This window comes from Massilia sp. P2_C2, from assembly GCF_056404615.1.
Window position 1 is genome coordinate 1 of sequence record NZ_JBFUDR010000218.1, and the last position, 11098, is coordinate 11098.

The following is an 11098-nucleotide window of genomic DNA, read 5'->3' on the forward strand; positions in this document are numbered from 1 at the left end:
TAAAATGACGACCAGGTAGTGTCACCCATGTCTCTAGACATGTGTTACCTATGTCCCTGTGCTAAACACACCCCCGTGCCCACGCGTAACCTTCGCACATCGCAAACGTCCGCGTGGGCACGGGGTGCCCACCCTACGCGGACTGCGGCGCCATCCACACCAGTTCCCAGATGTGGCCGTCGAGGTCTTCGAATGCGTGGCCGTACATGAAGCCGTGATCCTGCGGCGGCCGCGGTGCCCGGCCGCCGGCAGCGATGGCTTTGGCCACGAGATCGTCGACCTCTGCCCTGCTCTCGCAGCTCAGGCAGACGAGCACCTCCGTCGCTTCCTTCGCCTGCACGATGGGCTTGTCGATGAAGGTCTTGAAGAATGGCTCCGTGAGCAGCATCGCGTAGATGCTGCCGTCCGCGATCACCATGCAGGCGCCGCTTTCGTTGGTGAATTGCGGGTTGAAGGTATAGCCCAGCGCGTTGAAGAACGCCTTGGATTTGTCCAGGTCCTTGACCGGCAGGTTGACGAAGATCTGCTTGTTCATGATGCCTCCCCAGGTAGGTGAAATGGATGCCACATCCGTACGACGGACGAGGCATCACGAAATCGACAAAGGATCGAAAATATTTTCGTCGTGCCCGGTGCAGCCGGGAACGACCATGTTTGTTGTTCAGCCGGCCAGGAATCCGCTCAGCTTCGCCAGGTCGATATTCCCGCCGCTGACGAGAATGCCGATCTTCTTGCCGCGCAATGTGTCCTTCATGCACCGCGCGGCCGCGAACCCGAGGCAGCCCGTCGGCTCGACGACGATCTTCATGCGCTCGGCAAAAAAGCGCATGCATTGTACGAGTTCGTCGTCGGTCGCCGTCAGGATGTCGTCGACGTCGCGCCGGATGATGGGGAATGTGAGGTTGCCCAGGTGCTGGGTCTGGGCGCCGTCGGCGATGGTCTGCGGGGTGGCGATGTGCACGATTTCGCCCTTGCGGAACGATTGCTGGCCGTCGTTGCCGGCTTCCGGTTCCACGCCATATAGCCGGCAATCCGGCGCCAACGCGCGCGTGGCCAGTGCGGAGCCGGACAGCAGCCCGCCGCCGCCCAGGCACACAAAGAACGCGTCCAGCGGTCCCGTTTCCTCGAACAATTCCTTTGCGGCCGTGCCCTGGCCCGCGATCACGTCCGGGTGGTCGTACGGCGGAATCAGCGTGAGGCCGTGCTTCCCGGCGAGATCGCGGCCGATCTGCTCGCGGTCCTGCGTGTAACGGTCGTACAGCACGACGTTACCGCCATAGCCGCGCGTGGCGGCGACCTTGGCGGCGGGGGCGTCCTGCGGCATCACGATCGTGGCGGGGATGCCGAGCAGCTTCGCGGACAGCGCGATGGCCTGTGCGTGGTTGCCGGACGAGAACGCGACGACGCCGGCGCGGCGCTGCTCCGGCGTGAGTTTCATCAGCGCGTTGTAGGCGCCGCGAAATTTAAAAGCGCCCATGCGCTGCATGTTCTCGCATTTGAAAAAAACCTGGGCGCCGAAGGCCTCGTCGACGGTACGCGAGGTCAGCACCGGCGTGCGGTTGGCGACGCCGGCGATGCGTCCGGCAGCCTGGACGACATCGTCATAGGTAGGGAGCGAAAGTAGGCTCATCCTGTTTTCCTTTTGGGTTGATAAAGGGATCGCTGGCATTCTAATCTTTTACTGTTGTACATATGCCACGTTCAAATGGTTGCATTCGTGGAAATTCTTTAATATGCAACTTTTCCTCGGAGCACACCCCTTGAAACTTACACCGATCCGCCAGTCCATCCTGCTCGGCCTATACGGCAGTGCGGCGTTGGCCTTCGCGCCGGCCGTCTTCGCACAAAATGCGCCGGCCGCCGTCGACAATAATATTCAAAGCGTCAGCATCGTCGGCTCGCGCCGCGTGGGCAATACGTCGTCCACCGACACCCCGGTGCCCGTCGACTACATCCCGCTGACGAAAGCCGCCGAACAGAGCGGCCAGTTCGACCTGGCCCAGACCCTGGCCAACATCTCGCCGTCGTTCAACTCGACGCGCCAGACGGGTGCGGACGGTGCCGACCTGATCGACTCGGCCGCCCTGCGCGGCCTCGGCTCGGACCAGACCCTCGTGCTCGTGAACGGCAAGCGCCGCCACACGACGGCCCTCGTGAACCTGTTCGGCGCGCGCAATCGCGGCAACACGGGCACGGACATGAAYGCGATCCCGGTGCTGGCCATCAAGGATGTGCAGGTGTTGCGCGACGGCGCCGCCGCCCAATACGGCTCGGACGCCATCGCCGGCGTAATCAACGTCGAACTGCGCAAGAACCTGGGCTGCGAAGCGGTGGCCGGCTTCGGCGAATACTCGAAGCACGACGGCAAGAACTGGCTCGCCTCCGCCTATTGCGGCGTCGCCGTGGCGGACGGCGTGCTGGGCATCACGGGCGAATACTACGACCGCGGCCGCTCCAACCGCGCCGACCCGGGCAGCCTGCGCATCATCGGCGACACCAAGTCCAAGAACGAAACCGTCTACGTGAACGGCGAATTTCCCGTCGGTTCCGGCAAGCTGTACCTGACGGCCGGCGCCCAGACCCGCGACGCCTCGTCGGCCGCATGGGGCCGCGGCGGTATCGGTTCGGACGACATCCCGTCGCGCAACTCGGCCGCGATGTACCCGGACGGCTTCGCCCCGTTCATCAATGGCGACATCGATGACCGCTACGGCATCATCGGCTATCGCACCCGCATCGGTGAATGGGCCGGCGATTTCTCGCAGACCTATGGCTACAACCGCATGCGCTACAACATTGCGCATACCTTGAACGCGTCGATCGCGAACCTCGACCTGGCCAATGGCGGCAAGGGCGTGAGCCCGTCGCAATTCGATGCCGGCGGCTTCTCGTTCCGCCAGCTGACGACCAACGCGGACTTCAGCCGCTTCTACGGCGACATCCTCGGCGGCCTGAACGCCGCGTTCGGCTTCGAATACCGCAAGGAGAATTACCAGATCTTCGCCGGCGAACCGGGTTCGTACATCGACGCCGACGGCGTGGGCGTCGGCGGCAGCGCCGGCAGCCAGGGCTTCCCGGGCTTCCAGCCGGGCGACGCCACCAACCGCGACCGCCACAGCACCGCTGCCTACCTCGACTTCGAGGCGGATATCGCCCCGCGCACCAAGCTGCAGGCCGCGGTGCGCCATGAACACTACTCCGACTTCGGCTCGACGACGACCGGCAAGCTGGCCGGCGCCTTCAAGGCCACGGACGACGTCCTGCTGCGCGCCTCCGCGAGCACGGGCTTCCGCGCGCCCTCGCTGCAGCAGGTGTATTTCTCGTCCACGTTCACCGACTTCGTCAGCGGCGTGCCGATGGACGTCGTGCTGGCGCCGAACGGCGGCACGGTCGCCAACGCGGCCGGCATCCCGAAGCTGCATGAAGAAAAATCGAAGAGCTACACGCTGGGCGTGACGTGGACGCCGTCGAAAGCCGTGTCCGTCACGGCCGACCTGTACCGCATCCAGATCGACAACCGCATCGTGCTGTCGGGCCGTTTCGACGCCGACAACTACCCCTCGCTGGGCGCCACGCTGCAAGCGCTGGGCGTGGGCGAGGCGCAGTTCTTCGTGAACTCCGTCGACACGCGCACGCAGGGCCTGGACCTGACGGCATCGCACCGCACCACGCTGGGCGCCGGCAAGCTGAACACGTACCTCGCCATGAACTTCAGCAGGACCGAAGTGACGGGCGTGCACGCGCCGGCCGCGCTGGTGGGCCACGAAGACGTGCTGCTGTCCGAGCGCGAGCGCCTGTTCATCGAACAGGGCGGCCCGCGCCGCAAGGCCACGCTGGACTTCGACTACCTGCTCGGCCAGCTGGAAACGGACTTCCGCATCATTCACTACGGTCCGCAGACGCTGGGCACGTTCGACGGCCCGCCGGTGCCGAACCAGTATTACAAGTCGAAGACGTCGGCCGACCTCGCGTTCACGTGGGCGTTCAGCGAAAAGACCAAGCTGACCGTCGGCGGCACGAACATCTTCAACGTGCATCCGACCCGGCAGAATCCGGACGAGACGGACAATGGCTTCAAGTATGAAAGCGTGCAGTTCGGCCTGAACGGAGCTGCTTACTTCGCGCGGCTGTCGCACAAGTTCTGACCGTACCCGTGCCCACGCGTGGCGCTTGCGTCGCACCGGCGTACGCGCGGGCACGAGGTGCCCACCCTACGACGTCACGACGTAGGGTGGGCTCCCCGAGCCCACGCGTAACGCCAACATATCGCAAACGTTACGTTGGGAACGTTACCGTCGCTTCCAGGCCACCAAGGCGCTTCGATTCGCCCAGCGTCAACGTCGCGTCGTGCCGCTCCGCGATCGACTTGATGATGGCGAGCCCCAGCCCGCTGCCCGCCGCATCGCTGCCCGGCAYGCGATAGAATCGGTCGAACACACGCTCGCGCTCGGCCGGCGGGATGCCCGGCCCGCTGTCTTCCACGGTCACGCGCACGCCGCCGTTTTCCGCCACCACCGACACGTCGACCGTACCGCCCTGCGGCGTGTACTTGATCGCGTTGTCGACAAGATTACGCAACAGGATCATCAGCGCATCCGGCTGCCCCTCGACCTCGGCGGCGTCGGCGCGCTGCACGCCCAGGTCGATACCCTTGGCCTGGGCCACGCCGGCCATGTCCGCGACGGCGCGCCTGGCTACGCCCGCGATGTCGACAGGCTGGCGCGGCGCGCCGCCCGCCATGCTGGCTTCCTGGCGCGCCAGCACGAGCAGCTGCTCGACGAGGCGCGTCGCGCGTTCGATGCCGGCCGTCAGGCGGCCGACGGCCACGCGTTTCGCCTCCGGGCTGTCCGAACGCTCCAGGCTCTGCACCTGCAGCTTCAACGCGGCGAGTGGCGTGCGCAGTTCGTGCGCGGCGTCGGCGACGAAGTGCTGCTGGGCGTCGAACGCCGTGCGCACGCGGCCGAACAACAGGTTCAGTTCCTGCACGAGCGGACGCACCTCGTCCGGCAGGCCGGCCTCGGACACGGGCGACAAATCATCGGCCTGGCGCGACGCCACCTGCTTGCGCACGCGCGCGACGGGTTCCAGCGAACCGCTGACGACCCACCACACGACGAGCATCAGGATCGGCATCATGACGGCGATCGGCCCCAGCGTGCGCAGCGCGAGGTTACTCGCCATGCTGCGGCGCACGGCCAAGTCCTGCGCGACCTGGACGGTCTGGTTATCGGTCTGGATCGAGAAGATGCGGTACGTCGTGCCGTTCGCGCGCACGTTGGAAAAGCCCAGCACCGCGCGCTGCGGCAGGTGCGCGTGCGAGGCGCTGCGGAACACGCGCACGCCGTCCGGCGACCACACCTGCACGACGAGGTCGTCGTTGCCGCCGGTCGGCGGATCGGCGTTCGCGTCCTCGGCGCTCGTCAGCGGCACGCGCGAACGCAGCGACAACGCCATCTGCTGCATGTGGTAATCGAAGATCTGGTCGGCGTCGTTGAGGGCGGTGCGATAGGCGATCGATGCCTGCGCGACGGCCGCGATGGTGATCGCCGCCAGCAGGAACCACAGCAGCCGCCCGCGCAGGGAATGCGTGACCCTCACTTTCATGCGAAATCCTTCACACCTTCGGGACCATGTAGCCCACGCCGCGCACGTTCTGGATCAAGTCGCTGCCCAGCTTCTTGCGCAGGCCGTGGATATAGACCTCGACGGCATTGCTGGACACCTCGTCGCGCCAGCTGTACAGTTTTTCCTCGAGCTGGGCGCGCGACAGCACGGCGCCGGGACGCGCGACGAGCGCTTCCAGCACGGCCCATTCGCGCGCCGACAGCACGACCGGCTGGCCGTCGACCAGCACTTCGCGCGTGGCGGGATTGACGGAGATGTTCTTGTACTCGAATACGGGTTCGGCCCGCCCGGCGGCGCGCCGCAGCAGCGCGCGGATGCGCGCCAGGAGCTCGTCGAGATCGTAGGGCTTGAGGACGTAGTCGTCCGCGCCGGCATCGAGCCCGGCGATGCGCTGCGCCACGGCGTCGCGCGCGGTGGCGACCAGCACCGGCGTGCGGTCCTTGCGGGCGCGCATCGCGCGCAGCACCTCGAGCCCATCCTTGCGCGGCAGGCCGAGGTCCAGCACGACGAGGTCGTAGTTCTGGTTCTGCATCAGGGCCGTATCGGCCATCTCGCCGTCCTTGACCCAGTCGACGGCATAGTGCTCGGCCCTCAGCAGGTCGAGCACCACTTCGCCGATCATCGTATCGTCTTCCACCAGCAGCAGCCGCATCAAAACCTCCGATTTTCAGAAACCCATGCGGATGGAAGACGTCACGATGCTTCAACCAATCCGTACCGGGATGAAGATTTTGTCATCCCCACGCTGGATCAGCAAGGCCACGGTCTTCGACGACTTGCTCACCACTTCGCGCACCTGCGCCACTGACGACACCGGCCTGCCGTTGACGGCCAGCAGCAGGTCGCCCGGCTGTACGCCGGCGGCCTGTGCGGCGCCGCCCGCATCCTCGATCACCAGGCCCGCCGGCAGACCGGCCTGGCGGCGTTCCATCGGGTCCAGCGGACGCAGGGCCAGGCCCAGCTTGGCGCCGCTGTCGTTGCTGGCCAGGTTATCGCGGCCGACGCGGTCCGGCTTCTCGTTGGTACTGGCCAGCATGGTGCTCAGGTGTATGATCTTGCCGTCGCGCCAGACGTCGAGCTCCATTTTGTCGCCCGGTTTCGCCACCGACACGATGCCCGACAGGTCGCCATACGAAATGATGGGCTGGCCGTTGACCTTGCGGATCACGTCGCCCGCCTTGATGCCGGCCTTGTCGGCCGGACCGCCGCGTTCCACGTTCGCCACGAGCGCGCCGTCCGGCGACTCCAACTTGAACGAATCGGCGAAGTCCTGGTTTACATCCTGCATCACGACGCCCAGCTTGGCGTGCTGCACCTTGCCGGTGGCGACGATCTGGTCCTTGATGCGCACGGCCACGTCGATCGGGATCGCGAACGACAGGCCCTGGTAGCCGCCCGTCTGGCTGTAGATCTGCGAGTTGATGCCGACCACTTCGCCGCGCGTATTGAACAGCGGACCGCCCGAGTTACCGGGATTCACGGCCACGTCGGTCTGGATGAACGGCACCGGATCGTTCGGCAGCGAGCGGCCTTTCGCGCTCACCACGCCGGCCGTCACACTGCTCTCCAGGCCGTACGGCGAACCGATGGCGAGCACCCATTCGCCGACCTGCAGGTTGCGCGTGTTCCCGATCGGGACCACGGGCAGGTTCTTCCCGTCGATCTTCAGGACGGCGACGTCGGTCTTCGGATCGGAGCCGAGGACTTTCGCGCGGTACTCGCGGCGGTCCTGCAGCTTGACCGTGACTTCGTCGGCATCGCGCACCACGTGCGCATTCGTCAGGATGACGCCGTCCGGGCTGACGATGAAGCCCGATCCGGCGCCGTAAACGAGTTCCCCGCGCCCGCCGCCGCGCGGTTGCTGCGGCTGCTGGAAACGACGGAAGAATTCAAAGAACGGATCGTCCTCGTCGAACTGCGGCATCTGGCGTTGCGACACCTTGGTCGTACCGACGACGCGGATGTTCACGACGGCCGGGCCGTTGTGCGAGACGATCTGGGTAAAGTCGGGCAAGGCCACACCGGCCGGATTGCCGGCCACCGGCGCAGGGGTGGCGCCGACAGGCGCCGGCGACGGGGCCGGCGTGGTGGCTGCAGCCGCAGTGGCCGCTGCTGCTGCGGCCGTGGCGTTATTGTGTTCGACTGCGATCGCGCCCACCGCTCCGCCAATGACACCGGCCGCGCACAGGGCCAGCGTGAGACGTTTTGCGGTGATGGCAGTAACGGCACCTTCGTTATGCATTTACGTGCTCCCAGATTGGAAAATAAGTGGTTCGAAAACTGCTCTTTTCGTAGTCAGTATATTGGCGCAGCAGTCTTAGACATTCCTTAATTTTCAAGCCATCCAACACTCCTCGCGACATCCGCGTGGGCGGGGGCCGCCCACCCTACGATTCGGTGGTAAACGACAAAACGTAGGGTGGGCATTTGGGGCCGCGGGCCCCAAATGAAACGTGCCCACGCATGACGTTCGCGTATCGTGGGCATTGCGCGCCACGTAAACGACAAAAGGCGCCGAAGCGCCCTTTGTCGTCACGCGGTCACGCGCGGGGGATTACGCAGCCTGCTGTTGCTGGCCCGGCTGCTCCAGCACTTGCACGTTGTCGGTGTTGCCGTTGGCATCCGCGATCGCGATCTTGCGCGGCTTGAATGCTTCGGGCACTTCGCGCACCAGTTCGATGGTCAGGATGCCGTTGTCGAAGCCGGCGCTGACGACCTTCACGTGGTTGGCCAGCTGGAAGCGCTGTTCGAAATCGCGCTGGGCGATGCCGCGGTGCAGGAAGGTACGCTGCACGTCGTCCTTCTGTTTGCGGCCGGTCACGAGCAGGGTGTCGCGTTCGGAGACGATCTCGATCTCGTTGCGGTTGAAACCGGCGAGCGCCATCACGATGCGGTATTTGTCCTCGGAGACCAGTTCGATGTTGTACGGCGGGTAGCTCGGCGCGGCTTCGGCGCGCTGCTCGAGCAGGTTCACCAGGCGGTCGAAGCCGATGGCGGAACGATACAGGGGGGACAGGTCAAAAGTACGCATGATAAATATCCTCTAAAAAGTTCAAGCGATAAGTTGACGGACCTCATCTTGAGCATCCGTTGAGACCAATCTAATGGCCGCCCAAGCACTTTTCAAGCCGCACAAAATATCTTTTTAAAGGCCGTTTATAAAATTTAATTCTGATCGCTGCCGACCGGAATTTCCCCTTGCCGCACAGTGCTACACTCGCCCGTTTGTGTCTTTCCCCTACGTTTTCAGTCAATGACCGCTACCAAGCTTGCTTCCACGATCTCGGCCGCCGCACTCGCGCTGGCGCTGGCCTATCCGGCCCGCGCCGACGTGCCTGTCCCCGTCGACCAGCCCTACCCGGGCACCATCGTGCTGAACGTCGATGCGACCGATCTGTCGCAACAGATCTTCCGCATGCACATGACGATCCCCGTGCAACCGGGCCCGCTCACGCTGCTGTATCCGCAGTGGCTCCCCGCGAACCACGGCCCGAACGGCCCGATCACGCAACTGGCGGGCCTGAAGTTCACGGCGAACGGCAGGCTGGTCGCGTGGACGCGCGATCCGCTGCACGTGTACGCGTTCCACGTCACCGTGCCGGAAGGCGCAACGACGCTGGAGGCGGAATACCAGTACCTGTCGCCGCTGGACACGGGCCAGGGCCGCATCACGATCACGGACGACATCCTCGGCGTGCAGTGGATCTCGACGACCTTGTACCCGGCGGGCTACGTCGCGCGCGGCATCAACGTGCAGGCCAACCTGAAGCTGCCCACGGGCTGGCAGTACGCCACCGCACTGGAGACGGACAACCGCGCCGGCGACGAGGTGCATTTCAAGGTGAGCGACCTCGAGACGCTGATGGATTCCCCGCTGTTCGCGGGCCGCTACGGCAAGCACTTCGAACTCGACCCGGACGGCAAGGTACGCGTCACGCTGAACGTCTTCGCCGACAGTCCGGAGAGCCTGGACGCGAAGCCGGACCAGATCGCCGCGCACCGCGCCCTGGTGCAGCAAGCGTATAAACTGTATGGCTCGCACCACTACGACCACTACGACTTCCTGTTCGCGCTGTCCGACGAATTCGGCGGCATCGGCCGCGAGCACCACCAGTCCAGCGAGAACGGCGTCAAGCCGGGCTATTTCACCGACTGGTCCAGGAGCGAGGCCGGACGCGACCTGCTGCCGCACGAGTACACGCACTCATGGAACGGCAAGTTCCGCCGCCCGGCCGGCCAGAACGTCCCCAACTTCAACACCCCGATGGACAACGAGCTGCTGTGGGTCTACGAAGGCCAGACGCAGTACTGGGGCAACGTGCTGGCCGCCCGTTCCGGCCTCGTCTCGCAGGCGGGCGCGCGCGACGCGCTGGCCGCCAGCGCCGCGCGCTACGACAGCGTCGCGGGCCGCGCCTGGCGCACCGTGCAGGACACGGTGTACGACCCGGTCCTGAACGCACGCCGTCCGCTCGGCTGGCCGAACTGGCAGCGCAGCGAAGACTACTACGTCGAGGGCATGCTGATCTGGCTCGACGTCGACACGCGCATCCGCGAACTGTCGGGCGAAAAGCGCTCGCTGGACGATTTCGCGCGCGCCTTCTACGGTGTGAACGACGGCAGCCACCTGCCCGCTTTCTACACGTTCGACGACGTCGTAGCCACATTGGACAAGGTGCAGCCGCACGACTGGGGGGCGTTCCTGCGCGCGAAACTGGACGGCCACGGCCCGGGCGCCCCGCTGGACGGCCTCGCCCGCGCCGGCTGGAAGCTCGTCTACACCGACACCCCGACGGACTACCTCAAGGGCGTGGACGACCGCAACAAGGTGCTGGACCTGACCTATTCGCTCGGCTTCACGGTCGCGCAGGACGGCGCCATCCGCAACGTCGTGTGGGACGGCATCGGTTTCCGTGCGGGCCTGGCCGCCAACACGACGGTCATGGCCGTGAACGACCGCGTCTACAAGCCGGAACTGCTGAAGGCCGCCATCAAGGACGCGAAGGATGGGCAACCGGTCCGCCTGCTGGTCCGCAAGGGCAACGTGCTGCGCACGATTTCTCTCGACTACCGCGACGGCCTGCGCTATCCGCGCCTGGAACGCATTCCGGGTACGAAGGACCGGCTGGAGGCGATCTTTGCTGCGCTGAAATAATGGTAACGCGCGCGGCGCACGATCCATGTCATCAAACTGTCATGAAAACCGCCTAACCTGAAGCTGCCGACAACAACAACAAGGGGGCAACATGAAGTGGATACATGAACTGCGCGCCGCACGGCTGCGGCGCATCTCGCCCTGGCGGGCGGCGCTGGCGGACCTGCCGGCGGGACTGGAAATCTACTGGCGCACGAGCGCGCCGCGCGAATACAAGGGCATCCGGACGGATGCCTTTTTTTTCGCCTACTCGGCCGAAGGACTGTTGCGGTTCTTCGACGCCGTGCGGCACAGCGGCCGCCCCTGCGCCCTGCCGTCGGA

9 protein-coding genes are annotated in these 11098 nt (G+C 65.3%); 3 read left to right on the top strand and 6 right to left on the bottom strand.

Going from position 1 to position 11098, the window contains the following annotated elements:
* Positions 1 to 133: 133 nt before the first annotated feature.
* The gene (locus AC1DYX_RS21720) at positions 134 to 535 is read right to left on the bottom strand and encodes a VOC family protein (RefSeq protein WP_477262672.1); all 402 of its coding nucleotides are present in this window, start codon (positions 533 to 535) and stop codon (positions 134 to 136) included.
* A gap of 126 nt (positions 536 to 661) precedes the next feature.
* Positions 662 to 1630, bottom strand: coding sequence for a threo-3-hydroxy-L-aspartate ammonia-lyase (locus AC1DYX_RS21725; RefSeq protein WP_477262674.1), 969 nt, complete (start codon positions 1628 to 1630; stop codon positions 662 to 664).
* Positions 1631 to 1760: 130 nt separating this feature from the next.
* On the opposite strand from AC1DYX_RS21725, the gene AC1DYX_RS21730 reads away from it, so the two are divergent.
* The gene (locus tag AC1DYX_RS21730) at positions 1761 to 4145 is read left to right on the top strand and encodes a TonB-dependent receptor plug domain-containing protein (RefSeq protein ID WP_477262676.1); all 2385 of its coding nucleotides are present in this window, start codon (positions 1761 to 1763) and stop codon (positions 4143 to 4145) included.
* Positions 4146 to 4275: 130 nt separating this feature from the next.
* Here the strand turns inward: AC1DYX_RS21730 and AC1DYX_RS21735 are convergent, their stop codons facing one another.
* From AC1DYX_RS21735 to AC1DYX_RS21750, 4 genes are all read right to left on the bottom strand, one after another.
* Positions 4276 to 5604 (bottom strand): ATP-binding protein, encoded by a 1329-nt coding sequence (locus tag AC1DYX_RS21735; protein WP_477262679.1) that lies wholly within the window; start codon positions 5602 to 5604, stop codon positions 4276 to 4278.
* A 10-nt stretch (positions 5605 to 5614) separates the two neighbouring features.
* Complete coding sequence (locus AC1DYX_RS21740) at positions 5615 to 6277, bottom strand: response regulator (RefSeq protein ID WP_029757406.1); 663 nt, start codon at positions 6275 to 6277, stop codon at positions 5615 to 5617.
* Between the two features lie 51 nt (positions 6278 to 6328).
* Positions 6329 to 7867: a Do family serine endopeptidase gene (locus tag AC1DYX_RS21745; protein ID WP_477262682.1), complete on the bottom strand. Its 1539-nt coding sequence runs from the start codon at positions 7865 to 7867 to the stop codon at positions 6329 to 6331.
* Positions 7868 to 8179: 312 nt separating this feature from the next.
* Positions 8180 to 8656 (bottom strand): Hsp20 family protein, encoded by a 477-nt coding sequence (locus AC1DYX_RS21750; RefSeq protein WP_477262684.1) that lies wholly within the window; start codon positions 8654 to 8656, stop codon positions 8180 to 8182.
* Between the two features lie 222 nt (positions 8657 to 8878).
* Between AC1DYX_RS21750 and AC1DYX_RS21755 the strand changes: the two genes are divergently transcribed.
* Together AC1DYX_RS21755 and AC1DYX_RS21760 are read left to right on the top strand one after the other, a co-directional pair.
* A complete protein-coding gene (locus AC1DYX_RS21755) occupies positions 8879 to 10777 on the top strand; it encodes a M61 family metallopeptidase (protein WP_477262686.1) in 1899 nt (632 codons plus the stop codon).
* Between the two features lie 91 nt (positions 10778 to 10868).
* The coding region (locus AC1DYX_RS21760; RefSeq protein ID WP_477262688.1) for a hypothetical protein at positions 10869 to 11098 on the top strand (230 nt) is incomplete at its 3' end.

Excerpts from the sequence above, each read along its gene's own strand:
- AC1DYX_RS21720 (WP_477262672.1), bottom strand. The coding sequence starts at position 535 with ATGAACAAGCAGATCTTCGTCAACCTGCCGGTCAAGGACCTGGACAAA.
- AC1DYX_RS21725 (WP_477262674.1), bottom strand. The coding sequence starts at position 1,630 with ATGAGCCTACTTTCGCTCCCTACCTATGACGATGTCGTCCAGGCTGCC.
- AC1DYX_RS21740 (WP_029757406.1), bottom strand. The coding sequence starts at position 6,277 with ATGCGGCTGCTGCTGGTGGAAGACGATACGATGATCGGCGAAGTGGTG.
- AC1DYX_RS21745 (WP_477262682.1), bottom strand. The coding sequence starts at position 7,867 with ATGCATAACGAAGGTGCCGTTACTGCCATCACCGCAAAACGTCTCACG.
- AC1DYX_RS21750 (WP_477262684.1), bottom strand. The coding sequence starts at position 8,656 with ATGCGTACTTTTGACCTGTCCCCCCTGTATCGTTCCGCCATCGGCTTC.
- AC1DYX_RS21755 (WP_477262686.1), top strand. The coding sequence starts at position 8,879 with ATGACCGCTACCAAGCTTGCTTCCACGATCTCGGCCGCCGCACTCGCG.